The organism is Novosphingobium olei (assembly GCF_037076535.1).
GTDB classification, from domain to species: Bacteria; Pseudomonadota; Alphaproteobacteria; order Sphingomonadales; family Sphingomonadaceae; genus Novosphingobium; species Novosphingobium olei.
Genome location: NZ_AP029021.1, coordinates 1,630,388 through 1,654,367 on the forward strand (window position 1 = coordinate 1,630,388; position 23,980 = coordinate 1,654,367).

At 65.9% G+C, this 23,980-nt stretch carries 21 protein-coding genes and 1 tRNA gene; 14 read left to right on the forward strand and 8 right to left on the reverse strand.

The annotated features are described in order from the left end of the window. The first annotated feature begins 19 nt into the window (after window positions 1-19). The gene (locus tag AACH40_RS07730; protein ID WP_169494224.1) at window positions 20-1,132 is read left to right on the forward strand and encodes an S-(hydroxymethyl)glutathione dehydrogenase/class III alcohol dehydrogenase; all 1,113 of its coding nucleotides are present in this window, start codon (window positions 20-22) and stop codon (window positions 1,130-1,132) included. A gap of 16 nt (window positions 1,133-1,148) precedes the next feature. Continuing rightward, window positions 1,149-1,988 (forward strand): S-formylglutathione hydrolase, encoded by an 840-nt coding sequence (gene fghA / locus AACH40_RS07735; protein ID WP_338645322.1) that lies wholly within the window; start codon window positions 1,149-1,151, stop codon window positions 1,986-1,988. Window positions 1,989-1,995: 7 nt separating this feature from the next. Here the strand turns inward: fghA and AACH40_RS07740 are convergent, their stop codons facing one another. Then, window positions 1,996-2,403, reverse strand: coding sequence for a PilZ domain-containing protein (locus AACH40_RS07740; protein WP_169494226.1), 408 nt, complete (start codon window positions 2,401-2,403; stop codon window positions 1,996-1,998). 184 nt (window positions 2,404-2,587) lie between these two features. Here AACH40_RS07740 and AACH40_RS07745 point away from each other — a divergent pair, with 184 nt between their 5' ends. Beyond that, on the forward strand, window positions 2,588-2,821 hold the full coding sequence (locus AACH40_RS07745; RefSeq protein ID WP_338645326.1) for a hypothetical protein: 234 nt from the start codon (window positions 2,588-2,590) through the stop codon (window positions 2,819-2,821). A gap of 8 nt (window positions 2,822-2,829) precedes the next feature. Here AACH40_RS07745 and AACH40_RS07750 read toward each other — a convergent pair whose 3' ends face one another. Beyond that, on the reverse strand, window positions 2,830-3,045 hold the full coding sequence (locus AACH40_RS07750; RefSeq protein ID WP_338645328.1) for a hypothetical protein: 216 nt from the start codon (window positions 3,043-3,045) through the stop codon (window positions 2,830-2,832). A 147-nt stretch (window positions 3,046-3,192) separates the two neighbouring features. Next, the gene (locus tag AACH40_RS07755; RefSeq protein WP_169494229.1) at window positions 3,193-3,891 is read right to left on the reverse strand and encodes a pirin family protein; all 699 of its coding nucleotides are present in this window, start codon (window positions 3,889-3,891) and stop codon (window positions 3,193-3,195) included. Window positions 3,892-4,015: 124 nt separating this feature from the next. Here AACH40_RS07755 and AACH40_RS07760 point away from each other — a divergent pair, with 124 nt between their 5' ends. Continuing rightward, window positions 4,016-4,936, forward strand: coding sequence for a LysR family transcriptional regulator (locus AACH40_RS07760; RefSeq protein ID WP_169494230.1), 921 nt, complete (start codon window positions 4,016-4,018; stop codon window positions 4,934-4,936). A 976-nt stretch (window positions 4,937-5,912) separates the two neighbouring features. Then, window positions 5,913-6,569: a GNAT family N-acetyltransferase gene (locus AACH40_RS07765; RefSeq protein ID WP_338645332.1), complete on the forward strand. Its 657-nt coding sequence runs from the start codon at window positions 5,913-5,915 to the stop codon at window positions 6,567-6,569. Here the strand turns inward: AACH40_RS07765 and AACH40_RS07770 are convergent. Beyond that, a complete protein-coding gene (locus tag AACH40_RS07770) occupies window positions 6,547-7,749 on the reverse strand; it encodes a glycosyltransferase family 87 protein (RefSeq protein ID WP_338645335.1) in 1,203 nt (400 codons plus the stop codon). The two genes, AACH40_RS07765 and AACH40_RS07770, sit on opposite strands and share 23 nt — an antisense overlap. Before the next feature lie 118 nt (window positions 7,750-7,867). Here AACH40_RS07770 and AACH40_RS07775 point away from each other — a divergent pair, with 118 nt between their 5' ends. Beyond that, window positions 7,868-9,958, forward strand: a complete 2,091-nt coding sequence (locus AACH40_RS07775) for a RelA/SpoT family protein (protein ID WP_169494231.1) — start codon at window positions 7,868-7,870, stop codon at window positions 9,956-9,958. 16 nt (window positions 9,959-9,974) lie between these two features. On the opposite strand, the gene AACH40_RS07780 is transcribed toward AACH40_RS07775, so the two are convergent. Both AACH40_RS07780 and AACH40_RS07785 read right to left on the reverse strand, forming a co-directional pair. After that, a complete protein-coding gene (locus tag AACH40_RS07780) occupies window positions 9,975-10,289 on the reverse strand; it encodes a DUF1905 domain-containing protein (protein ID WP_338645340.1) in 315 nt (104 codons plus the stop codon). An 11-nt stretch (window positions 10,290-10,300) separates the two neighbouring features. After that, window positions 10,301-11,242, reverse strand: a complete 942-nt coding sequence (locus AACH40_RS07785; protein WP_338645968.1) for a peptidylprolyl isomerase — start codon at window positions 11,240-11,242, stop codon at window positions 10,301-10,303. 128 nt (window positions 11,243-11,370) lie between these two features. Between AACH40_RS07785 and AACH40_RS07790 the strand changes: the two genes are divergently transcribed. From AACH40_RS07790 to AACH40_RS07805, 4 genes are all read left to right on the forward strand, one after another. Next, window positions 11,371-11,461: transfer RNA gene (locus AACH40_RS07790), tRNA-Ser, on the forward strand. Window positions 11,462-11,677: 216 nt separating this feature from the next. Then, window positions 11,678-13,510 carry an adenylate/guanylate cyclase domain-containing protein gene (locus tag AACH40_RS07795; protein ID WP_338645342.1) on the forward strand — a complete coding sequence of 611 codons (1,833 nt, stop codon included), beginning with the start codon at window positions 11,678-11,680 and terminating at the stop codon, window positions 13,508-13,510. Between the two features lie 28 nt (window positions 13,511-13,538). Beyond that, the gene (locus AACH40_RS07800; RefSeq protein WP_338645344.1) at window positions 13,539-14,096 is read left to right on the forward strand and encodes an SH3 domain-containing protein; all 558 of its coding nucleotides are present in this window, start codon (window positions 13,539-13,541) and stop codon (window positions 14,094-14,096) included. Then, window positions 14,096-15,007, forward strand: a complete 912-nt coding sequence (locus AACH40_RS07805; RefSeq protein WP_338645346.1) for a M48 family metalloprotease — start codon at window positions 14,096-14,098, stop codon at window positions 15,005-15,007. The genes AACH40_RS07800 and AACH40_RS07805 overlap by 1 nt, the downstream gene beginning before the upstream one ends. 47 nt (window positions 15,008-15,054) lie before the next feature. On the opposite strand, the gene AACH40_RS07810 is transcribed toward AACH40_RS07805, so the two are convergent. After that, entirely contained in the window at window positions 15,055-18,168 is a 3,114-nt protein-coding gene (locus AACH40_RS07810; RefSeq protein ID WP_338645970.1) for a sensor histidine kinase, read from the reverse strand. 326 nt (window positions 18,169-18,494) lie between these two features. Between AACH40_RS07810 and AACH40_RS07815 the strand changes: the two genes are divergently transcribed. Then, complete coding sequence (locus tag AACH40_RS07815) at window positions 18,495-20,900, forward strand: TonB-dependent receptor (RefSeq protein ID WP_338645349.1); 2,406 nt, start codon at window positions 18,495-18,497, stop codon at window positions 20,898-20,900. 46 nt (window positions 20,901-20,946) lie between these two features. On the opposite strand, the gene AACH40_RS07820 is transcribed toward AACH40_RS07815, so the two are convergent. Next, the gene (locus AACH40_RS07820) at window positions 20,947-21,582 is read right to left on the reverse strand and encodes a response regulator transcription factor (RefSeq protein WP_338645352.1); all 636 of its coding nucleotides are present in this window, start codon (window positions 21,580-21,582) and stop codon (window positions 20,947-20,949) included. Window positions 21,583-21,955: 373 nt separating this feature from the next. Between AACH40_RS07820 and AACH40_RS07825 the strand changes: the two genes are divergently transcribed. The 3 genes from AACH40_RS07825 to AACH40_RS07835 are packed head-to-tail and all read left to right on the forward strand — an operon-like array spanning window position 21,956 to window position 23,977. Further along, complete coding sequence (locus AACH40_RS07825; protein ID WP_206069704.1) at window positions 21,956-22,786, forward strand: alpha/beta fold hydrolase; 831 nt, start codon at window positions 21,956-21,958, stop codon at window positions 22,784-22,786. 4 nt (window positions 22,787-22,790) lie between these two features. Further along, complete coding sequence (gene dps / locus AACH40_RS07830) at window positions 22,791-23,273, forward strand: DNA starvation/stationary phase protection protein Dps (protein ID WP_338645355.1); 483 nt, start codon at window positions 22,791-22,793, stop codon at window positions 23,271-23,273. 26 nt (window positions 23,274-23,299) lie between these two features. Further along, the gene (locus AACH40_RS07835; RefSeq protein ID WP_338645358.1) at window positions 23,300-23,977 is read left to right on the forward strand and encodes a hydrolase; all 678 of its coding nucleotides are present in this window, start codon (window positions 23,300-23,302) and stop codon (window positions 23,975-23,977) included. Window positions 23,978-23,980: the final 3 nt, after the last annotated feature.

Sequence of the window (23,980 nt, forward strand, 5' to 3'; positions counted from 1 at the left end):
CCACTCGAAAGGGTTCTCCATGAAGACACGCGCCGCAGTTGCCTTTGCTCCCAAGCAGCCTCTCGAGATCGTCGAGCTCGATCTGGAAGGCCCGAAGGCCGGCGAAGTGCTGGTCGAAATCATGGCGACCGGCGTGTGCCACACCGATGCCTACACGCTCGATGGCTTCGACAGCGAAGGGATCTTCCCCTCGGTGCTGGGCCACGAAGGAGCGGGGATCGTGCGCGAGGTCGGTGCGGGCGTCACCAGCGTGAAGCCCGGGGATCACGTGATTCCGCTTTACACCCCCGAATGCCGCCAGTGCAAAAGCTGCCTTTCGGGCAAGACCAACCTGTGCACCGCGATCCGCGCCACGCAGGGGCAGGGGCTGATGCCCGACGGTACGTCGCGTTTCAGCTACAAGGGACAGACCGTGTTCCATTACATGGGCTGCAGCACTTTCAGCAACTTCACCGTCCTGCCCGAAATCGCGGTGGCGAAGATCCGCGAGGACGCGCCGTTCAAGACCAGCTGCTACATCGGCTGCGGCGTGACCACGGGCGTCGGAGCGGTGATCAACACCGCCAAGGTGCAGGTGGGCGACAATGTCGTGGTGTTCGGCCTGGGCGGCATCGGTCTCAACGTGATCCAGGGCGCGCGCCTTGCCGGGGCGGGCAAGATCATCGGCGTCGACATCAATCCCGATCGCGAGGAGTGGGGCCGCAAGTTCGGCATGACCGAGTTCCTCAACAGCAAGGGCATGAGCCGTGAGGACGTCGTCGCCAAGGTCGTCGCGATGACCGACGGCGGCGCGGACTACACCTTCGATGCCACGGGCAACACCGAAGTGATGCGCACCGCGCTCGAAGCCTGTCACCGGGGCTGGGGCACCAGCATCATCATCGGCGTGGCCGAAGCGGGCAAGACCATCGAGACCCGCCCGTTCCAGCTCGTCACCGGCCGCAACTGGCGCGGCACAGCGTTCGGCGGCGCCAAGGGCCGCACCGACGTGCCCAAGATCGTCGACATGTACATGACCGGCAAGATCGAGATCGACCCGATGATCACCCACGTCATGGGGCTGGAGGAGATCAACACCGCCTTCGACCTGATGCACGCGGGCAAGTCGATCCGTTCGGTCGTCGTGTTCTGACCGGCCGGATAGCGAGATGACGATCGAGCAGGTCAGCGCCAACCGCAGCCACGGCGGTATCCAGAGCGTCCACACCCATCACAGCACGGCGACGGGCACGCCGATGACCTTTTCGGTGTTCGTCCCCGATCATGCCGAAGGCGAAACTCTGCCGGTGCTGTGGTATCTCTCGGGACTGACCTGCACCCACGCCAACGTCACCGAAAAGGGCGAATTCCGTGCGGCCTGTGCGCAGCACGGGATCGTCTTCGTCTGCCCGGACACATCGCCGCGCGGCGATGACGTGCCCGATGACGAGGGATACGATTTCGGCAAGGGCGCGGGCTTTTACGTCAACGCAACGCAAGCCCCCTGGGCGGCGAACTTCCGCATGCGCGATTACGTCGAACAGGAATTGCCCGCGCTTGTCGCCGCGCATTTCCCGGTCGACATGGCGCGGCAGGGGATCACCGGCCATTCGATGGGCGGGCACGGTGCGCTCACCATCGGCCTGCGCAACGCCGACCGCTTTCGTTCGGTCAGCGCGTTTTCACCGATCGTCAGCCCGCTCAACTGCCCCTGGGGCGAAAAGGCGCTGGGCGGCTACCTTGGCCCCGACAAGGCGGCCTGGCGCGAATACGATGCCTGCGCGCTGATCGCGGACGGGGCGCGGGTGCCCGACCTGCTGGTCGATCAGGGCGATGCCGACGGCTTCCTGGCCGATCAGCTCAAGACCCACCTGCTCGAAGAAGCCTGCGCCAGCGCCGGGCAACCCGCCACAATCCGCATGCAGGCCGGCTACGACCACTCGTACTATTTCATCTCGACCTTCATGGCCGACCATGTCGCCTGGCACGCCGAGCGGCTGAAGGCCTGATTGGCAATCAGACCCGGCGCAGGCGCGTCGGGTCGACCCGCGGGGTGTAGACGCGGTGGCGGTCCTCGATCTGCCAGGTCGATCCCGGCGCGGGCTCGCTCGCCTTGCGATGGATCGCCTCCTCGACATCGGTCGCCGCCAGCTTGTCGTCCAGCGCCACGCCAAACGCCTGTCCCTTCACCCAGCGCACGGTGCCGTGGACCGCGACGTCTCCGGGCAGGCGGACCAGCACGGATTCGCCCTTCACCGGGGCGATGCTGCGGCAGGTTCCGCCAAGGCCGAATTCGGACAGGTTGCGGATGATGACGTCGCGCTCCTCCCCCGTATCGGTCACGAGCGTTGCGCGGACGATCCGCGCGCGACGGTGTTCGCGACCGACGCGATCGTGCATTTCGGACGGAAGATCAAAGCTCATGCGACATGTCCAAAGGGCTGGCGTGTTGCCGGGGCTTATCAGAACGTCGGGACAATCAACAGTGCTGTTTCCTTAAATAATCTTTAGAAACCATAGATTTGACGTTACGTTGCAACCCTCAGTGGGAACGATCGTAATCGCTGTGGATTGCGCAGTAAGGATCGAATTCCAGGAACTAGTACCAATGCCATGGACATACCGCATCGTGGATCACGGAGAGCATTTCGTGCTCCATGAGGTCGAACTCGATGATGATGGGCATGTGCGGGACTGGCTGCGTCGCTCGATCGACTTTGCTTGCGATCGTGATTGCAGTCCCGGCGGCATCGTCTCTCTGCTCGAGGACGCGCTGAAGGAAGCGCGGCGCGCGCCGGTGCTCAAGCTCACGAAGGAAGGCGCGCTGGTCGAACCGGCCTGAACGCGCGCCTAAAGCGCCAGCAGGGCAATCGCCGCCAGCTGATCCTTGCTGAAGCCATCGGCCAACAGCGCATCGACCACCGCCTGCGGACTCGGCCGGCCACGGCGCGAGCGGCAGATGAAGACGTCGAGCGGGGCCGCCGCGTCGCGTTCATGGGCGTGTGCTTTCCGGCCTAATACGCGCGAGAGAAATCCCGGCCGCGTGCGGCAGTCGGCCTCGCCCATCGCCAGCATCGCCTGGCGGACACGGTGCCATTCAGGCTGGGCGAGGTGCGGCCATTGGGGTGAGGCAGGCGTCATGGCATGGATCCGCGTGCAGGAGGGTGGAGGGCGCCTGTTGGGACGCCCCCCGGATGTGTCGGCCAGACGGGATCAGGCCGCGTCGACCAATACGATCTCGCTGTCTTCCAGCGCTGTGACGCGCAGCACTTCGAGATCGCTGATCGCCGCGCCGTCGCGGGCGTTCACGGTCACTTCGTCGATCCGCACCTTGCCGGTGGCGGGGACGAGGTAGCCCTTGCGCGCCGCGCCGAGCGGATATTCGGCGGTATCGCCCGCCTTCAGCGAAGCGGCGACGACCCGCGCGTCGGTGCGGATCGGCAGGGCATCGCCATCGCCTTCATAGCCCGAGGCGAGCGTGACGAACTGCCCGGTGCGATCGCCCTTGGGGAAGGGGCGCGAACCCCAGCTCGGCTGTTCGCCCTGGCGCGTGGGGATGATCCAGATCTGGAAGATCTTCGTGATCACATCCTCCATGTTGTATTCCGAATGGCGGATGCCGGTGCCTGCGCTCATCACCTGGACGTCGCCCGCTTCGGTGCGGCCCTGGTTGCCCAGGTTGTCCTGGTGGGTGATCGCGCCTTCGCGGACGTAGGTGACGATCTCCATGTCGCGGTGGGGGTGCGGCGGGAAGCCGGTCTTGGGCGCAATGGTATCGTCGTTCCACACGCGCAGGTTGCCCCAGTGGACGCGGGCCGGATCGTGATAGCCCGCGAACGAGAAGTGGTGCTTGGCATCGAGCCAGCCGTGGTTTTCGCCGCCAAGGCTGTCAAAGGGTCGAAGTTCGATCATCGGTGGTCTCCGGCGGGAAGCGGGCGGAAGCGCCTTGCTTCGTTGGACCCCAGATAGGCCTTGCGCGCATTTCTGATCAGGGGGATAAAATGATGCGAAATGTTCGATCAAGTGGAACGATCTGATGGCCAATCCCGGCACGCCGACCTTTGACCAGCTCCGCATCTTCCTGGCCATCGTCGATACCGGCAGCTTTGCCGCGGCGGGGCGCAAGCTCAACCGCGCGGTGTCGGTGATCAGTTACGGCATCGCCAATTTGGAAGCGCAGCTGGGCGTCATGCTGTTCGACCGCGAAGGCACGCGCAAGCCGACGCTGACCACGGCGGGACGATCGCTGCTGGCCGAGGCGCGGGCGATCGCGGCGGGGTTCGATGGCCTGCGCGCGAAAGTGAAGGGCCTGCTCGACGGGCTGGAGGCCGAGATCGACGTGGCGGTCGACGTGATGGTGCCGTCCGATCGCCTGGGCAAAGTGCTGCGCGAATTCGCCCGGGCCTTCCCCACCGTGCAGCTGCGCCTCCATGTCGAAGCGCTCGGCGCGGTGACCGCCATGGTGCTCGACGGCAAGGCGACGGTGGGCATTTCCGGCCCGATCACCGAAGGGGTCGAACGGATCGCCGCAGGGCAGGCGCTGATGGTGCCGGTGGCGGCGCCGGACCACCCGCTCGCCCGGATGGACCCGATCCCGGCCGGTGCCGCCCGCGATTACACGCAGCTCGTCCTGTCCGACCGGTCGCGCTTTACCGAAGGGCGCGATTTTTCCGTGGTCAGCCCCAAGACCTGGCGTCTGGCCGATCTTTCGGCAAAACACGCGCTGCTGAAGGAAGGGATCGGCTGGGGCAACATGCCGATGCACATGGTCGAAGGCGATCTGCAATCGGGCGCGCTGGTCCGCCTGATCATGCCCGACAGCACCGAAGGGCTCTACGGGTTCTGGGGCATCTGGCGGCGCGACCTGCCGCCCGGACCCGCCGCGCAGTGGCTGCTCGACGAATTCATCGCCTCGACCGTGCTGTGCAAGTCGCACGAGGGCAAGCGGCCGGTCTGAAGCGCGCGCTGCCTGCCCACGCCGCCTTATCCGGCGGCGAGCCCGGACGATAACGCCGTTGGGAAGAGTACGGACCTGCGCGACCGGCGCGGGCGCCATGCGTGGCGCGTGCGCGTGGAGGGCAAGAGGAACGCTGTGGCGAGTGGCCGGCGGGGCGTTGGCTATCCCGGATCGGCTCAGCCTTTATTCGGACGGGGGCTCGAAACCCGGGCGGCGGCTCGCAAGGCGGCCCGGTCCGTAGCGAATAAGTCCCTGAAGGATCAGCCCGGACGGCCTCGGATCGGCGTGGAAGCGGATCTTCGGCGGATCATGGGGCACTGTGACTTCAGGGAGGCGCTGCCACGCGGTTGAACCACCGCACCACATCCGCCCGTCCGTTGCAGTGGCGTTGGGTTGCCCTGAGGGACTTGGGGCTTAACGCCCTCTCTGCCGTATCCCTTGAGAGAGATGCGGTTCCCGCAGCGCCGACCCGCGCCGGTCGCGTCGGGCCATACCCCACGTGGAGATTGGCCCGAAGGAGCGAAGAGCAAGCCGGCCATGCCGCTCCCGGTCCGTGGGCGGGCGTATAACCTATATGGTACGTTTTGTCAAGGTTGGAGTGGGAAGGCCAAAGAACAGGACAGATGCGAGGGGGTCACCCCCTCGCGCTCCCGGGACGTCTTCCGGCGCTGGTCAAGCGCTTTGGGGAGGTGTTGCGTGCTGTCTCGGTGTTGCGCCTGGGATAACAAGGGCGGCCCTTCGACAGGCTCAGGGCAGGCGGTTTGGGGTGGGGGCTCTTTATTACTCAACCGTCATGCCAGCGTAGGCTGGCATCGTTGGCGGTTTGCGGAACGATTGGCGGCGCGACACGGCCAGCGATCCCAGCCTTCGCTGGGATGACGTTATGTGCGCTCCCACACCCCGTCCGTCCTGAGCTTGTTGAAGGATCGCTCTCTTCTTTGGACAGGTCCTCTACCCTCCGCTGGGCAAATGTTGCATGGCGCTGCACATGATCGTGCCTGACCATACTCAACCGCTGGCGTCCGGCTATCACGCCGTTGCGCCGGGAGATCTTGCCTGCGTGGTGACCGCGCTCGAGATGCGGGCGCCTCCCGAGGGGTTGCGGCGTCTGGTGCCCGAGCCGGAGGTGCCGTTGCAACTGGTGCGATGGAAAGCGGCGGCGCCGGCGAAGTACCGGATGCTCTATGCCCGGGTCGGGTCACCGTGGATCTGGTGGTCGCGTCTGGCGAAAGGCGACGAGGAGCTGACCGCGATCATTCACGATCCGCAGGTGCAGGTCTTTGCCGTGGCCGACCGCGCGGGTGTCGAGGTCGGCATGCTCGAGCTTGATTTCCGGGTGGCGGGTGAATGCGAGATCGCCTTCTTCGGGCTGGTGAAGGGTGCGACGGGCAAGGGGCTGGGCAAGTGGCTGATGCGCCGCGCGCTGCAGCTGGCCTGGGCATCCGGCGTGGAACGGGTTTGGGTGCACACCTGCACGCTCGACGGGCCGCAGGCGCTGCCATTCTACATGGGGCAGGGGTTCGTGCCCTTTGCCCGCTATGTCGAGATCTTCCCCGATCCGCGCCTTGCCGGCGTGCTGCCCGAAGACAGCGCGCCGCAGCAGCCGGTGCTCAGGCCCGTGCCGGTGGCCTGACGCCCCGTCGCCAGACCATCCAGACCAGCGCCGCAGAGGCGAGCGGCATCAGGTTGAGGTGCAGTGGCAGCGCCGCCGCGCGGGTGGCGAGAGGGGCGAGCCATAGCGCGACGAGGGCGAGCTTTTCCCAAGGCCGCCAGCCTTCGCGCCGTGCTTCGCCCACCAGCCAGAACACCGGCAGGGCGAGGAAGGCGAGATCGTAGGAGAAGAGGTAAGGCGAGGCGAGCGCGGTGGCGGCGAGCAGCATGGCCCCGGCGGCGCGATCGTCCCCGGCGCGGCGCCAGTACAGGCAGGTGAGCGCGCCGGTCGCAATGGTGACGAAGCCCTGCCCGACAAGCGCGGTGGTCGCGTCGAAATGGTAGCGAAGGCCGGCATAGACGGTCGCCATGCGCAGGAAGAACGGGCCGCTGTCATCGGCCATCAGCGTGGCGCTGGCCTTGAAGCTTTCGGGATAGGCGAGCCAGGTGGCGCTGCCGAACACCAGCCAGCTGGCCAGGCACAGTGCGATGGCGCTCGCGGCGGCAGCGGCAAAGGCGCTCCACTTGCGCCCGGCGGCGAGCCAGAACGGCACCAGCAGCGCAAGGTGCGGCTTGACGATCAGTGCGCCCAGCAATGCGCCGGCCAGCAGCGGACGGCGCGGCAGGGCGAGGCAGCCGCCGATCAGCAGCAGCGCGGTAAGGAAGCCGTTCTGCGCATGGCTCGCCGCGAGATAGGCGCCGGGAAAGGCGAGCACGGCGATGGGCGCATCGGGCAGCAGGCGGCGGCAGAGCAGGAACCAGGCGGCCCAGCCCGCGATCACCCATGCCACCCAGGCGCTGGCATAAGGCAGCAGGCCGAGCGGCGCGGCGACGAACAGGTAGGGCGGCGGATTGACGAAGACGACGAGCTGGCCGGTGCCCGAAAGCGCCTGCACCGCCTGTTCGGCGGCGATATCGTAAACCCGGGCCGGCGTGCCCGCCACAACGAGTTTGCCCGCGCCCCAGAAGGCGAGGAAATCGCTGCCGATATGGCCGGTCGCCTCGACATAGACCTTGGCGAGCATCGGCAGGTAGGCGAGCGCGATCATCAGGCCATAGGCGCGCACCCGGCCAAGGTTCAGGAACGCAAGCGAGCGCAGCGCGGCCAGGGGTGCGGCGGACGGCGCGGCGGGCGGGGCAGGGATGGCACGGGGTGACGTCAAGGATCGCTCTGGATTGCCGCTGGTTGCCGGCGTTTATGGCAAACAAGGGGTAAACAAAGCCTTTTGCCCGCCTTTTCCCTTGCGGAAGCGGGGGCTTTGCCTCCATTTTAAAGGCCAGATGCTCCGTCAGTACGAACTTGTCGAACGTGTGCTCGCCTATGCTCCCGATGCGGACGAGGCGATGCTGAACCGCGCCTATGTCTATACCGTGCAGAAGCACGGCACCCAGAAGCGCGCGTCGGGGGACCCCTACTTCTCGCATCCGGTCGAGGTCGCGGGCCTCATGACCGAGCTGAAGTTAGACCAGGAAACCATTGTAACCGCGCTGCTTCACGACACCGTCGAGGACACGCTGGCGACCACCGACGAGATCGAGCGCCTGTTCGGCGGCGACGTCGCGCGACTGGTCGACGGGGTGACCAAGCTCTCCAAGATCGAGACGATGACGGAGAACGAGCGCGCGGCCGAGAACCTGCGCAAGTTCCTGCTGGCGATGAGCGAGGACTTGCGCGTGCTGCTGGTCAAGCTGGCCGACCGGCTGCACAACATGCGCACGCTGCACTTCATCAAGAGCGAGGACAAGCGCCGGCGCATCGCGCGCGAGACGATGGATATCTACGCGCCGCTGGCCGAGCGCGTGGGCATGTACGAATACATGCGCGAGATGCAGCTGCTGGCGTTCGAGCAGCTGGAGCCCGAAGCCTATGCCACGATCACCGGCCGGCTCGCCGCGATCCGCAGCGAGGAAGGCGCGCAGGTTGACGCCATTGCCCTTCAGATCAAGCAGGTGCTGGCCGAAGCTGGCATGAAGGTTGAAGTTTCGGGGCGCGAAAAGCACCCCTATTCGATCTGGAAGAAGATGGCCGAACGGCACGTCAGCTTCGAACAGATCACCGACATCATGGCGTTCCGGGTGCTGACCGACAGCGAGGACGATTGCTACAAGGCGCTGGGCGTGCTCCACCGCGCCTGGCAGATGATCCCCGGGCGGTTCAAGGACTATATCTCCACGCCGAAGATGAACGGCTACCGTTCGCTGCACACTGCGCTGATCTACAGCAATGCGATGCGCGTGGAAGTTCAGATAAAGACGAAGGAGATGCACCGGCTCAACGAGTACGGGCTCGCCGCGCACTGGGCCTACAAGCAGGGCGGGCGGCCTGATGGACAGGTGGGCTGGCTGCGCGACCTGGTCGAGATCCTCGATGCAAGCCACGATGCCGAGGAACTGCTCGAGAATACCAAGATGGCGATCTACCAGGATCGCATCTTCGCCTTCACTCCCAAGGGCGCGCTGTTCCAGCTGCCCAAGGGTGCGACGCCGATCGACTTCGCCTTTGCCGTGCACACCAACCTGGGCGCGCAGGCGGTGGGGGCGAAGATCAACGGCCGCCACGTGCCGCTGCGCACCGCGATTGCCAATGGCGACGTGGTCGAGATCATCAAGAGCCGCAATTCCGAGCCGCAATTGTCGTGGCTGGGCTTCGTCGTCACCGGCAAGGCGCGCGCCGCGATCCGCCGCTTCGTGCGCCAGAAGGAGCGCGCCGAGATCGCCGCGATCGGGCGCAAGCTCTATGAGGAGATTGCCGAGCGGCTGCCTTCGAAGATCGGCAAGAAGGCGCTGGCCGATGCGGTGAAGCGGCTGAAGCTGGCTTCGGAAGAGGACCTGATGGTCGCCATCGGTTCGGCCAAGCTGGACGACCGCGCGGTGATGGAAGCGCTGGTGCCGGGCAGCGCGGCGAACCTGCCGGCAAGCGAGGAATGGCCCAAGCAGCAGCGCGCGATCGCGGTGCGCGGGCTGACCCCGGGCATGGCGTTCCAGCTGGCCGAATGCTGCCACCCGGTGCCGGGCGACCGCATCGTCGGCCTGCGCCGGCCGGGGCGCGGCGTGGAAGTCCATGCGATCGACTGCATGAGCCTGGCCGACGGGGTCGATGCCGACTGGATCGATCTCAGCTGGGATGCGCGCACCGACGGCGCGATCGGCCGCCTGCGCGCCGAGCTGTACAACCGCCCGGGCACGCTGGCCGAAATGGCCGGGATCTTCGCCAAGAACCACGCCAACGTCGTCAACCTGGAGATGACGCAGCGCGAAAATCCGTTTCATACCTATGAGGTGGACCTGGAAGTTCGCGATCTGGCGCACCTGACGCGGATCATCAGCGCGCTGCGCGCCAGCGATGCCGTGGCGCAGGCCGAGCGAATCTGAAGCCGCGCGCTGCGGCTCAGAACCGCAGCGTCAGGGGCACAGGCTCGCCTTCGGCAAGCCTCTCGGCTTTGCGCACCGCAGCCTTGATCGGCACGATCCAGCCGGTGTCCTTCGACGGGAAGGCCGAAGTCGACCAGCGGCTTTCGCCCACCTCGATTGCGACCTTGACCGAGCCCCAGCCGGCGCGGCGGCCGGTTTCGAGCCGGCGCATCGACGCGGTGGCGCTGAGCGCTTCACCCGCCGCGCCGTCGATGGTGACGAAGAACCAGTCACCGCCATTGCCGCCGGTCCAGCGCCACAGCGGCGGCGACAGTGCATGCAGTTCGTCCATGGCAGGCAAGTTCACGGCGCGTGGCGGACGGGGACGGGGATATTGCAGATGTCGGCGCCGCCCGCGGGGCGGATGTAGAACGGATCGCGCCGGTTGGCGCGGGCATCGGCATAGCGGGCGAAACTGGCGCTTTCCGTCGAAAGGTACTGGTAGTGCGGCAGATCGGGCACGTCGGTGCCGAGGCGGATGGCGCGGATGGGGGTGCGTTCGGCGGCGGTCTTGTAGAAGCCGAGATCGCCCGTGCCGCGCGGCAGGCTGGAGAGATGCTCGATCCCTTCGATCACCCGGCCGACGACGGCGATGTTGCGATCGAGCTGGCGCGGCGCGTGCCCGATCACGGCGTAGAGTTCGGCGCCGGTACCGGTGTCTGGCGGCATGTTGCGCCCGACGCCGACGGTGCCGTAGCAGTGGACGGGCGCGACGCCACCCGGTGCATAGGAAACCGGCCATCCCAGTACGACGCCAGTCCCGGCAGCATAGGCGTCATGCTGGGCGTTGGCCCAGCCCTCCGGGGCGGCCTTGGCGGTGTACTGGTCCTGCGCCACCACCGTCAGCCCCTGCGGCAGCGGCTTGGCCTTCGCGGCATCCTCGCCATCGGCATCGCCCCATTGCACGACGTAGTTGTCCTGCACGCGGTTGATGCTGGTGCCGTCCCACCAGTGCGCGGCGGCGACCTTGCGGATGTTGCCAATCCACCCTTGCGAGAAGGGCGGCGGCAGCAGCTGGATCACCACCCGCCGGAGCTTGCCCGCCGCATCGGGGGCGAGGTCCATGACGAGCAGGTCGGCCGGCGCGATCGCGCTCCAGTCGGCGGTGGGCGCCTGGCCCACGATCTCGAGCGGGGCGAGCGGCTTGGGCTCGCTCGCCAGAGCGACCGGAGGCGCGGCGGCTGCCAGGCTCGGGGCGAGGGCTGCCAGCAGGGGCAGGACGGCGGCAAGAAGCGGCTTGTGCATGAAACGCTTGTGCCAGCCTTCGCGCCCTTGCGAAAGCGCCGCCGTGCGGCTAGGGGCGCCGTTCCAGTGCGATTGGATGGTCGCCTGATTCACGGTCCGTGCAGGTCACGAACCGATCAGGCTCGTGCGGAGCGGTGGCCGAGTGGTCGAAGGCGCTCGCCTGGAAAGTGAGTATACGTCAAAAGCGTATCGAGGGTTCGAATCCCTCCCGCTCCGCCATTTTCTCCTGACAATTTGATCTGGTGTCCGGCGCCGGGAAGGGGCTGCGCATCGCTTTGCGAATGACTGGTGATCGGGCGCAAACCGGGTCATACTGCTGGCGCGATATTTCCAGGTGAAAGCGATATGGCGGCCGGAGATGGCGTTCATCGTCCGGCGCATGACAATCAAGCGCACGCAATCGCCTGACAACACAATCGCTGCGGGGGCAAGCGGATGAGGGGTTTGCTGGCAGGCGCCAGATGGCTTGGATTGGCGCTGGCCTTTGGTGCGCTGGCCATCGTGGACTTCGGGTGGTTCGGCTTTTCCCGGATCATCGACCAGCGCGGCGGTGACATCGCGCTGGCGCTTCATGCCCGATCGCGCCCGGCGTCGGATCGGGTCGTGTTCGTCGACATCGACCAGAAATCGCTCGAGGACATGAACGACCTTGCCGGAAGCTGGCCCTGGCCGCGTTCGGTGCATGGCGAGATCATCGATGCGATCGAACGACAGCATCCGCGCGCGATCGTGTTCGACGTGCTGTTCAACGAACCCGACATCTATCGCCCGGAACACGACGCGGCGTTCGTCGATGCCGTTGCGCGCAATCCCAACGTCTGGCTGGCGATGTCGCTCAACGCCGATGGCGAGGGCGCATGGGTCAGCGCGATGCCGGCGGGTGCGGGCGCAAGGCCCGCTGGGGCCGGCGTGCGCGACGCCCGGGTTCCCCTGATGCTGCCGCTGGTGGTGGCATCGCGGCCGGAGGCGATGCGCGGCGGCCTGATCAATTTCACGCCGGACAGCGACGGGGTGGGCCGGCATCATTCGCTTTGGCTGGAGCGCAAGGGCTGGCGCTTTCCTTCGTTGCCGGCACAGGTGATGGCGAGCCTTGGCCGGCCCTTGCCGGCGCAGCAGCGCGTGCTGTTGAACTGGCGCAGTTCCTGGCGGCACGTTTCCTTCGCGGACGTCTACCTCGATTCCCTGCGCGAACGAGCGCAGCGCCCGCGCGATGAATTCCGCGACCGGATCGTCGTCATCGGTACGGCCGCGCCGGGGCTGCTCGACCTGAGAGTGACGCCGCTGTCCAGCACCTACCCGGGGGCGCAAGTGCTGGCGACCGCGATCGACAACCTCGACCGGGGCGACTGGCTGCGCGAGCTGCCGCGGTCGGCAATGCTGCCGCTGGTGCTCGCCTTGATCGGACTTGTCGGATTGGGCTTTGCCCGGCAGGTGACGGCGGGACGGCTGATGGCCATCCTGATCGGCGCGACGGCTGTCGTGCTGGCAGGCGGGTGGGTTCTGCTGGGGCGCGGCGCCTTCGTGCCGATCTTCGCGGCATTGGCCTATGCATGGGCGTTCTACATCGCCGGCGTGGGCCTCGCCTATCTCGAAGAGCGCACGAAGAGGTTGCGCACGTCGCAGATGTTCAAGCGGTTCCTCGATCCCAATGTCGTCAGCGACCTGATCGAGCGTGGCGAGTTCGACCACCGCAACACGGCACAGGCGCGGGAGATTTCGGTGCTTTTCTCCGACATCAGAGGCTTTACCTCGCTGTCGGAGGTTTCGACGCCGGAAGATGTGGTGGCGATGCTGAACACCTACTTTTCACGCCAGGTCGACGTCATTTTTGCGCATTCCGGAACGCTGGACAAGTTCATCGGCGACGCGATCATGGCATTCTGGGGCGCGCCGCTGGAGCAGCCCGACCACGCCGTGCGCGCCGTGAACGCGGCGCTCGACATGTCGGTCGCGCTGGAAACGATGCGCGGCCAGATGGATGGGCTGGCGAGCACGCTCGAGATCGGCATCGGCATTCACACCGGACGCGCGGTGGTGGGTTTCATCGGATCCAGCGACCGGCTCGACTACACTGTGATCGGCGACACAGTAAACCTTGCCAGCAGGGTGGAAGGATTGACGAAGGGAATCGCCCGAGTTCTGGTGACGCAAACCACGCGTGACGCTGCGGGTGATGCCTTTGATTGGCGAGACGTCGGTCTCTATTCGGTCAAAGGGCGTGAAGAACAGGTTCGACTGTATGAACCATTGCGCAAAGATGGTAAGTGACCTGAACGAATTCATGGGGAGCATGATCGTGCGTTTGAGGCTCATGCTGGCGTCTGCGCTCGTCCCGGTGACGGGGGTGGCCCTGCTGACGGCAACGCCGGCCCTGGCCGCGGAAAAGGGCGTGGCCATCCGCGCCAGCGATCTGCTTGCCCGCCCGTTCATCGACGCTGAAAAGGCCGGTGCTGTCGCGGCGAACCAGCCAGTGACGATCGAAGCTCGGCAAGGGGCCTGGGTGCAGGTCAGCGCGGGCGGGAAGACCGGGTGGGTGCGCATGCTGAACCTGCGCCTGGAAGGAGCAGGTGGTGCAGCTGCCAGACCTGCGGTGGCGGACAATCGGCCCACCGCCGGCAACGCGCTGTCGAACCCGGCGGCCCTGCTGCGCACGGGGAGTTCGGGCCGCACGGTGACTACCGGGGTCAAGGGACTGGACGAGGAAGACATCAACAACGCATCGCCCGACTATACGCAGTTGGCGATGCTGGATGCGCTGGCGGTCGATCCGGGGGCGGCCCGCGCCAAGGCGCAGGCTGAAAACCTTACCGAAAACCAGGTGGCATACCTCAAGAAGCCGAAGGGCAGAGACTGATGAAGATCCTGCTCAAAACCGCCATGGCGCTGTCGCTGTTCGGCATTGCAGCCAGCCCCGCGCAGGCCCAGTTCCCCAATCTGGGAAGCCTTCTGAACAAGGCGCAGAATGCCAAGAAGATCGGGGATGGATTGCGCTCGATTTCCCAGGAGGAGGAGATCAAGCTGGGGGGTGATCTTGCCGGGATGATCCTGGGCGCGGCGCCGCTGGTCAAGGACGATGCCAAGCAGCGTTACGTCAACGAACTGGGCAGCTGGCTGGCGAGCCATTGCAGCCGTCCCGACTTGCCCTGGAAGTTCGGCATCATCGACAGTCCCGACTACAATGCCTTTTCCATGCCGGGCGGGTACGTGCTGATCACGCGTGGCCTGTTCGACCAGATGCGCAACGAATCCGAACTGGCCGGCGTGCTGGCCCACGAGATCGCCCATGTCGAGCGCAAGGATCACCTCAATGCCCTGCAGCGCAGCATGCGCGAACAGGCGCTGGGCGACATGCAACAGTATTTCCGCGGACCGGGCGGGATCGCTTCGCAGTTCACCACCGCACTGCTGGCGGCGGGCAAGGACATCTACACCCATGGCCTGAACAAGGGTGACGAGTTCGATGCCGACCGCAATGGCGTCGTCATCGCGGCGCGATCGGGGTTTTCGCCATTCGGACTGGTCGGCGTGCTGCAGACCTTGAGCGGGCAGAGCGATACGACCGGCCGCGCGCTGCACGATCGCACCCATCCCTTGGCTGCCGAACGGATCGACCGGCTCGACCTGGCGATGGGCACGCAGTTCGACGCGATGACCGGGGTGGTGGACGACCTGCCCTCGTTCGTCGCGCTGCGGGCCCCTCCGCCCCCGCCACCACCGCCGGCACAGGCGAAGCCGCCCGTGCGCAAGGGGAAGCGGCGCGGTTGACGGGAAGGGGGCGAGTGCAGCGGTGGCGCGGTCTGGCGTCTGCCGCTCTATCGCCTCATCGAAAGATGCCGGACGATCCAATCCCACGCGGATCGGAAGTGGCGGACCAGCCTGAATTCCCAGCGGTGGTCTGCACCATCCGCATAGGCCGATGCCGCGGGCACAACGATACCGATTGTCGTGCCCGCCGGCACGCGGCGGGCGATCGAAAGCTGGGCGCCGATGGCGGCAGCGCGTTCGCGCATGCCGATCAGCCCGAAGTGTCCCTCGCGCCGTCCCGCGCTGATGATCGGTTCGGCGATGCCGACCCCGTCATCCTCGACAAAGATGCACAGCTGATCCTGATCGTAGTTCACGATGACGTCGACGACATTGCGGCCCGAGTGGCGCAGCGAATTGCAGATCGCTTCGGCAATGATGTCCAGCAGTTGTTCGAGCGCCTGGGCATGCAGGGGCCGGGGGATGCCTTTCGCCGTGACCCTGACCGAGGATTCGTCCCCTTGCGTCATGTTCGCGATGATCCGGCGCAGCACGTTGGCAAGGTCCGCCCCGAGTTCGACCGAGCGCAGATCCTGCACGCGGTTGCGCCCTTCCACGAGGGCATCGTCCCCCCGCTTCATCGCGTTTTCCAGCTTTTCGCGGGCGGGCTGGTCCTGCGGGATCGTGTCTGCCACCGACTGGAACAGCAGCATCAGACCCTGGAACCCTTGCAGCAGCGTATCGTGCAGATCGCGCGCGATGCGTTCGCGTTCCGAAAGACGCGCTTCGTGCTGCGTGCGCAGCCGCGCCGAGAGCTGGGCAAGGCGCAAGGTGTAGGCCAGCCAGAGCAGCAGCCCGACCGCCAGCGCGCATAGCAGCAGAAACACACGCGACTGGAAGAACGTGGGCGCGATCACAAACGTGAAACGGGCGCCGGTGTTGTTCCACACCCCGTCGCTGTTGGCTGCGATCACCTGGAACGTATAGGTGCCGGGGCCGAGCCGGGTGTAGAACGCCTGTCTGCGGTTGCCCGCGTCGACCCAATCGGGATCGATGCCGTCCAGCTTGTAGCGGAAGGCAACGCGTTCCGGGATCGACAGGCTGAGCGCGGTGAATTCGATCTCGATGTTGGAAGTGCCCGCCGGAAGCTGGAGATTCCCCTGCGCCGGGTGGCGGCGATCGTTGGTGGTGATGGAATCGATCACCACGTTCGGCGCAAGGGGATTGTGGAACAGGTTGTTGGGATCGATCCACACCAGACCGTTGCCGGTGGTGAACCAGACCCGATCGGCTGCGTCTGCGACGACGCTGCTGCCATAGACGGCACCGTAAGGAGCGCCGGGCAGGCCATCGCGCGAATCGAGCAGTTCGTATTGCAGCAGACGCGGATCGGCACGATCGAGCGCGCTCTCCAGCGACTGTGTGCGGGCGCGCAGGATGCCGGCCTGGGTAAATATCCACGAGCTTCCGTCCGCTGTGTCGGCAATGCCGGTCACGCCCGAGAGAGCCGGGATGCTTGCCGCGCGCAAGGCGTGGAACTTGCCATCGGCGAAGCTGCCGATGCCATTTTCCCCGCCGATGATCAGGCCGCGACCATGGGGCTGGATGAAAGTGACGTCTCCGATGTTCAGCCCGTTGCGTGAGAAGTCCTCGGTCTTGCCGTTGCGCAACCGGAACAGGGTGCCGCCCGAATAGCGGATCCACATGCTGCCATCCGGATCGGGGATCAGCACTCCCGTTGCGCCGACCTTGGATTCGATGGGCAAGCGGCGCCAGCCAGTCGCCGACCGACTGAACACGCCGCGCACGAAGGTGGAGATCCACAAGGTGCCGCCCGTGTCATAGGCTGCCGAATAGACCGCCTTGCCCTCCACGCCTTCGGGAAGGGGCAGGGGCCTGGCGAGCGTGCGGCCGACCAACTGCTGGATGCCGTCCTGGGTTATCAGCCAGATGGTACTGTCGCGACGGTTGGTGACCATGCCGCGCAGGCGGCCGACATTCGCGACATAGCGTTCGGGCGGGTGCCCGGGCTGGATGCGATAGAGCGCCTGCGTGCCGTCCACCGCCCGGCTCGCAGTGCCGGACCAACCGGTGTAGGCGAAGATGCTGTCCCCGGCTGCACCGACGAAGCGCGCGCGAAAGCCCGATGGTACCAGCGTTTCGGTGACGATATTGGCAGGACGGAACCGATCGAGACCGAGGCTGGTGCCGATCCAGATGTTGCCTTCGCGATCTTCGAACAGCGTGTGGACGAGATCCGACGACAGGCCATTGGTCGAGACCGAAGGACCGCGGCTGTCGGCCCCCTGATCGAGCACAGGGACACCATGTGCGGTGCGCACCCGGCGCAGCCCCCCGCCGCCGACACTGGTACACCACAACGTGCCGTCGCGATCGAGCAGGATCGGGCCCTCGATCGCCTTGGGCAGAACGAGCCCGGGATTGTTCGACGGCTTGGCCGGCGTGCGCAAGCCGGCCAGATCGGGCATGGGATAGAGGTGCGTGACGCGCGTGTCGGTCGTCCACAAGCGGCCATCGGCGGTGGTGGTGAAACCTTCCGGCCCGCCGGCGTAGCCTTGCGCGCGCTGGAACTGCGATTGGCCGGGTTTGAGATAGAACAGGCCGCCAAGGTTCTTGGACCAGACCGTGCCATCGCGGGCCACCCCGAACGACCAGACCCCGCCGCTGCCTTCGCTGAAGGAAAAACCGAAATCGCCCTTGATGACCACCCACCGCTTGCCATCGAAGCGCAGGATGTTGTCGGGCGTCGATGCCCACACGGTCTTGTCCGCGCCGACGGCAAAGGCGTGTACGCTGGTGGAGCTGCGCGAGCTGACCGGGTAGTTGGTGACCTTGCCATCGTGCAGGTACGAGATCACGCCCACCGGCCGTTCGTAGCCGATCCAGAGCCCCCCGGTGGCGGTCGCTGCCAGCGCATGGATGCTCGGACTGGGCAGCTTGTCCGCCGCGATCCGTTCCACACGCACGCCATCGAAGCGATACAGGCCATTGACCGAGCCTAGCCACAGGTAGCCATCGGGTGCCTGCGTGATCGCCCAGATGTTGGCCGGCATGCCATCGGCGATGGTCCAGGCGGTGTGATGGAACTGTGCGATGGAACGGGTGGGATCGAGCGAGCGGGCAGGACCGGAAACCAGCAGCACCAAGAAGCAGGCAAGCACGGCCAACCCGGATTGCCGACGGCGCCTTCCTGCTGCCACCCTCAGGCAGGGTGACGCACTGCAGGTGGGCTTCGTCGATTTGCGCAATGCAGTCTTCCATCACTCGGCATGGGTGGCCGCCGGCACCGTGGGCGCATGCCTCCTGGCCGGACCGGGCTCTTATCACGATCGAGCATGGTATCGTCGACCGTTTTCAATTAGCATTTTCACCTTCGTTGCGGATCGGGGCTGGTGTGGCAACTGACGGGGGGTCTTTGCTCGGCGTATGGCCGCGGCCGTCAAGCGCGAGGAGGGCGGGGCAGTCGCCGAACCCGAGGCTGCCGGCGGTGGCAGTGCTTGCATTGGCCCTGCTTGTCGAACCAGCAGCGTCACGAGCGGCTACACCGGACGGCCCGGACGCAGCAGCCCCGCCGGGCAACGCCGACATCATCGTGACGGCAAACAAGCGCCCGGAACGCAAGCAGGATATTGCCATGTCGCTCTGGGCCATGTCGGCCGAGCAGCTCGATCGCGCGCAGGTCCGCGATTTCGACGACCTTGTGAAAGTCGAACCTTCGCTGACCGTCACCAAGACCACGCAGCCTGGCAACAACAGCATCAACATTCGCGGTGTCGGAACTTACGCCTTTTCGATCGCGACGCGGGCCAGCGTATCGGTCGTTGTCGACGATGTGCCGCAAGCCTTTCAGGCGCAGGCCTTCCGAGAGCTTGCCGACATCGCCTCGATCGAGGTGCTTCGGGGGCCGCAGAGCACGCTGTTCGGCAGTTCGGCGACGGCAGGGGTCGTATCCATCACCACCGCTGCGCCGACGACGAGACTGACGGCGGCAATGACGGGCGGCTTCACCAGCGATGGCGAGCAGCGGGCGAACGGTTTTGTGTCAGGCCCGCTGGCAGAGCGATTGCTGTTCCGCCTTTCGGCCAGCGCCAATCGCTATCGCGGCAACTTGCGCAACATCTACACCGGCAACTGGGTGGGCGGGCAATCAGGCATCGACCTTCGCGGCAAGCTCGTGTGGTCCGCGTCGGACGCGATCACCATCACTGCGGCGGCACACCACGATCGCGCCGGAACGAGCTGCTGCACCTCGGCCTATTACGCCGTTTCACCTGGGGTGAGCTTTGGCAACTTTGCGAGAGTTCGCGTGCCACAGGGCGTGATCCTCGGCAACATCGTGCCCGGGCCCGACAACCGCACGATTTCAGCCGATGTCGATCCGCGAGGCGACGCCACCGAAAGCGGGGCGAGCGTCAAGATGGACTGGCGACTGGGCAAGTATGCGCTAACCGCGATCAGCGGGTTCGCGACCTATGCGCTCGACGATCTGCAGGACACGGACGGCACCGCGTTCAACTGGGGGCCGGGCGGCGCCGGCGTCCCAGGCGCGGCCCGCGGTGGCTCGGCCAACGGCGGCTGGTTCCGCATCCGCTCGGTCACGCAGGAACTTCGGCTGACATCCCCCGCTGCCGAACGGCTGTCCTTCGTCGCCGGCCTGTTCTTCAGCGACACCCGCGCGCAGCGCTCGTTCGTGCGCGGCAGCAATTCGCTGGGTCCATACGGTTCGCTGGCCATCGTGCCGCCGACCACGTCAGCCTATTCGAGCTATTTCGCGCAGGCGCGCGACACCAACATCGCGGCGTTCGGGCAGGCGAGGTATGACCTGACCGGCCGCTTCGCGCTCTCCGCCGGCATTCGCTTCAATCGCGATGCCATGCGCTATCGCCTGATCGACCGGGTGGCCAGTGTCAGCTTCGGGGTGCCGGATTGTTCGTCGGCAACCCCGAGCGGGCTTGCGATTTCGACCTGCGACACCTTCAACGCCGTTGCGGGGCGGGTGGCGCTGGAGTTCCGGCCATCACCGGCGTTCCTCGTGTTCGCAGGCTACGATCGCGGGTACAAGGGCGCGGCCTACGATCTTTCCAGCACGTACACCACGCGCACGCCGGTGACCCAGGCCGGGCCATACAGCGGCTTCCCGGTGGCCGACGCGGTAGCGGCGAAGCAGCCGATCCGCCCGGAAACGGTCGATGCGTTCCAGCTTGGCTGGAAGAGCCGGCCGGCGAGCGGGCTGACCTGGAACGTGACCTTCTACCTGGAGATGTTCCACGGCTTCCAGGCGCAGAGCCGCGACGAGCTGACCCGCCAGAACATCCTGAACAGTATCGAGCGGGTTACTACCAAGGGTGTAGAGATGGAGGTGGCGGCAGAACTTTCGCCGGACTTCAGCGTGCACGGCTACGGCACGTGGAACGACGCGCGCATCGGGGCTTTCCCCAATGCAACGTGCTATTCCAGCCAGACCGCCGCACGGGGCTGCATCAATGGCCAGCAGGATCTTGCGGGCAAAAGCCTGCCCAATGCGCCAAGGTGGAAGTTCAGCCTGAGCGCGGAGCGCGAAATCCGGCTTCGCGCCGAAACCGGGCTGCGGTTGACCGCGAACTGGGTCTGGCAATCGCGCGTGGTGCAGAGCCTGTTGCAGGACCCGAACTCGGTTCAGCGCGCCTATGGCCTGTTGGGGCTTGGCGCCGAGCTGCACGATGGCCGGCGCCGCCTCCGCATCTATTGCTCGAACCTGTTCGACCAGAACTATGCGCTGAACCGAGGGCGCGACGGGAACTGGAACATCAATCCCTATGGCGCGACATCTGCGCCGATCAGCGATGCCACCAAGTGGACGCCCGGACGCGACAGCAGCCGCTATGTTCGGGTGGAATTCGCCTCGAGCTTCTGAAGCGCGAGAAGGCAGGGCGCCTTCGCCCGCACCGCGTTCGGGGCGATCACAGGTCGATGATGCCGCGCCGGGCGGCGACGGTCACAGCATGGGTGCGATCGCTGACGTGGAGCTTGGCGAAGATGCTCTTGATGTTCGACTTGATCGTTTCCTCGGCCACGCCCAGCTTCCACGCCACCTGCTTGTTGGCATGTCCCGCCGCGATCATGCGCAGGATGTCGATCTCGCGCGGGGTGAGCGGGTCCTCGATCGCGTGCAATGCGATCTCCTGGGCGACATCGGGATGAAGATGGCGCTGGCCGCGGTGGACTGCGCGGATGGCGTTGAGCAGTTCGCGGCGCAGGCTGCTCTTGAGCAGGAAACCCGCCGCACCGGCGCGCATCGCGGCAAGCGCCTTGGCATCGCCGGAATAGGTGGTGAGGATGATGATGCGCGCATCCGGATGGCGCGCCCTGATCGTCTCCAACGCCTGAACGCCGCTCATCTCGGGCATCTGGATATCCATCAGCACCAGATCGGGCCGGAGCTCCTCGAACAGGTGGATCGCGTCTGCGCCTGTCGCCGCTTCGCCCACGACGACCATGTCCGTCTGCAGGCCGATCACCGCTGCCACGCCTTCCCGCAACATCGGGTGATCGTCGGCAATCAGGATGCGGATCGGGGCTGTTGCTTTTGCCGGCATCCCAAAACAGTCCCCGCGTAGTCGCTGCGCCGGCGGCCTTGTGGCACGCCGTCCTGCCCGTGCGGTGGGGCCGGCGCATGGGCCACCACTGGCCCGATCGGGCCGACGGTTACCACGAGGGGTGCGCGGTTGGTAGCCACTCGAATTCGGGCTTCAGCCATCCCCCATCCGGGTGTTCCCGGCGTGGCCTGTGCAGCGCATTCTCCCGCCGCATTCGAACGGGGGACCAGACATGGACAAGCAGTTGCCGCCAGCCAGCGCTGGCATGGTCGTGCGCCGGGACGTGCTCGCCGCCGGGGCACTGGTCGCGGTCGCCGCGACCCTGCCGATCGCACCGTATTCAAACGCCGCATCAACTCCAGGAGACCGCACGATGGGCAAGATCACCACCAAGGACGGCACCGAGATCTTCTACAAGGACTGGGGGGCGAAGACGGCGCAGCCCATCGTCTTCCACCACGGCTGGCCGCTGACCGCGGACGACTGGGACAACCAGATGATGTTCTTCCTGGGCCAGGGTTTCCGCGTCATCGCGCACGACCGGCGCGGGCACGGGCGCTCGACCCAGACTGACAGCGGCAACGAGATGGACACCTATGCCGCCGATGTGGCGGCGCTGGCCGACCATCTCGATTTGCGGAACGCCGTCCATGTCGGCCATTCGACCGGTGGCGGGGAGGTGGCGCACTACGTCGCGCGGGCGCGCCCGGGACGCGTGGCGAAGGCCGTGTTGATCGGCGCGGTGCCGCCGATCATGCTGAAGACCGCGGTCAACCCCGGCGGCCTGCCGATGGAGGTATTCGACGGTTTCCGCACCGCGCTCGTCGCCAACCGCGCGCAGTTCTTCCTCGATGTGCCGACCGGGCCGTTCTACGGCTTCAACCGCCCCGATGCGAAGGTTAGCCAGGGCCTGATCCAGAACTGGTGGCGGCAGGGCATGATGGGCGGGGCCAAGGCGCACTACGACTGCATCAAGGCCTTTTCCGAAACCGACTTCACCGAAGACCTGAAGAAGATCGATGTACCCGTGCTGATCATGCACGGCGAGGACGACCAGATCGTACCGATCGCCGATTCCGCGCATCTGGCGATCAAGCTGGTCAGGAAAGGCACGCTCAAGACTTATCCGGGCCTGCCACACGGCATGGCTTCGACCCACCCGGACGTGATCAACGCCGACCTTCTCGCGTTCATCAAGGGCTGATGCGATGAGCTACACCAGCCGCATCGACCTTTCCGACCATGTGCGCAAGGAAGCCTGCGCCTTGCTGCAGGCGCGCCTGTCCGACGCTCTCGATCTGGAAGCGCAGGCCAAGCAGGCGCACTGGAACGTGAAGGGCCCGCATTTCCTGCAACTGCACGAGCTGTTCGACCGCCTGCATGACGAGATCGAGCAATTCGTCGATCAACTGGCCGAGCGCATCACCGCGCTCGGCCATGTGGCCGACGGGCGCATCGCCACCACCGCCGCAGCCACCACGCTCTATGGCTATCCGCTGGAGGCCACCGGCGGGGAAGCGCATCTCAAGGCGATCAGCGCGAACCTTGGCGCCTTCGGCAAGGCCGTGCGCGAGGCGATCGATCGGGCGGGCATGACCGGGGATGCCGATACCGCCGACCTGTTCACCCAGATCTCGCGCGAATGCGACAAGCAGCTCTGGTTCCTCGAAGCGCACCTGCAAGCGCACTGAGCATCACGATTTCAAGGAGAATTCCCATGTCGTTCCGGTCCCAGAAGCTGATCAATGCCGATGACACGCTGTTCATCTTCATCGACCACCAGCCGCAGATGGCGTTCGGCGTCACCAGCATCGACAGGCAGACGTTGAAGAACAACACGGTGGCCTTGGCCAAGGCTGCGAAGCTGTTCAACGTGCCGATCATCCTGACCGCGGTGGAGACCGAGGCCTTTTCCGGCTACATCTGGCCCGAACTGCTCGATGTGGTTCGCCAGAAGCCGATCGAGCGGACCTCGATGAATTCGTGGGATTCCGACGAGCTCGTCGCGCAGGTGAAGGCCAGCGGCAAGAAGAAGCTGGTGATCGCCGCGCTGTGGACAGAGGCCTGCCTGCTGTTCCCCACGCTGTGCGCGATCGAGGAAGGGTTCGAGATCTATTTCGTCACCGATGCCTCGGGCGGCACGTCGCTCGAAGCGCATGATGCGGCGATCCGGCGCATGGAACAGGCCGGGGCGCATCCGCTGACCACGATCAACGCGCTGCTCGAGCTACAGCGCGATTGGGCGCATCGCGATACCTACAACGGCGTGATGGACATCGTGCGCGAACATTTCGGCGCCTATGGCATGGGCGTCGACTACGCCTATACGATGGTACACAAGGCACCGCAGCGAGGCGCTTTCCCGCACGAAGCACCCCACCCCGAAGGCCATTGATAC

What these genes read in the sequence shown, in the direction of transcription:
- AACH40_RS07730 (WP_169494224.1), top strand. Translation starts at nt 20, where the DNA reads ATGAAGACACGCGCCGCAGTTGCCTTTGCTCCCAAGCAGCCTCTCGAG.
- fghA (WP_338645322.1), top strand. Translation starts at nt 1,149, where the DNA reads ATGACGATCGAGCAGGTCAGCGCCAACCGCAGCCACGGCGGTATCCAG.
- AACH40_RS07740 (WP_169494226.1), bottom strand. Translation starts at nt 2,403, where the DNA reads ATGAGCTTTGATCTTCCGTCCGAAATGCACGATCGCGTCGGTCGCGAA.
- AACH40_RS07745 (WP_338645326.1), top strand. Translation starts at nt 2,588, where the DNA reads ATGCCATGGACATACCGCATCGTGGATCACGGAGAGCATTTCGTGCTC.
- AACH40_RS07750 (WP_338645328.1), bottom strand. Translation starts at nt 3,045, where the DNA reads ATGGGCGAGGCCGACTGCCGCACGCGGCCGGGATTTCTCTCGCGCGTA.
- AACH40_RS07755 (WP_169494229.1), bottom strand. Translation starts at nt 3,891, where the DNA reads ATGATCGAACTTCGACCCTTTGACAGCCTTGGCGGCGAAAACCACGGC.
- AACH40_RS07760 (WP_169494230.1), top strand. Translation starts at nt 4,016, where the DNA reads ATGGCCAATCCCGGCACGCCGACCTTTGACCAGCTCCGCATCTTCCTG.
- AACH40_RS07765 (WP_338645332.1), top strand. Translation starts at nt 5,913, where the DNA reads ATGGCGCTGCACATGATCGTGCCTGACCATACTCAACCGCTGGCGTCC.
- AACH40_RS07775 (WP_169494231.1), top strand. Translation starts at nt 7,868, where the DNA reads ATGCTCCGTCAGTACGAACTTGTCGAACGTGTGCTCGCCTATGCTCCC.
- AACH40_RS07780 (WP_338645340.1), bottom strand. Translation starts at nt 10,289, where the DNA reads ATGGACGAACTGCATGCACTGTCGCCGCCGCTGTGGCGCTGGACCGGC.
- AACH40_RS07785 (WP_338645968.1), bottom strand. Translation starts at nt 11,242, where the DNA reads ATGCACAAGCCGCTTCTTGCCGCCGTCCTGCCCCTGCTGGCAGCCCTC.
- AACH40_RS07795 (WP_338645342.1), top strand. Translation starts at nt 11,678, where the DNA reads ATGAGGGGTTTGCTGGCAGGCGCCAGATGGCTTGGATTGGCGCTGGCC.
- AACH40_RS07805 (WP_338645346.1), top strand. Translation starts at nt 14,096, where the DNA reads ATGAAGATCCTGCTCAAAACCGCCATGGCGCTGTCGCTGTTCGGCATT.
- AACH40_RS07820 (WP_338645352.1), bottom strand. Translation starts at nt 21,582, where the DNA reads ATGCCGGCAAAAGCAACAGCCCCGATCCGCATCCTGATTGCCGACGAT.
- AACH40_RS07825 (WP_206069704.1), top strand. Translation starts at nt 21,956, where the DNA reads ATGGGCAAGATCACCACCAAGGACGGCACCGAGATCTTCTACAAGGAC.
- dps (WP_338645355.1), top strand. Translation starts at nt 22,791, where the DNA reads ATGAGCTACACCAGCCGCATCGACCTTTCCGACCATGTGCGCAAGGAA.
- AACH40_RS07835 (WP_338645358.1), top strand. Translation starts at nt 23,300, where the DNA reads ATGTCGTTCCGGTCCCAGAAGCTGATCAATGCCGATGACACGCTGTTC.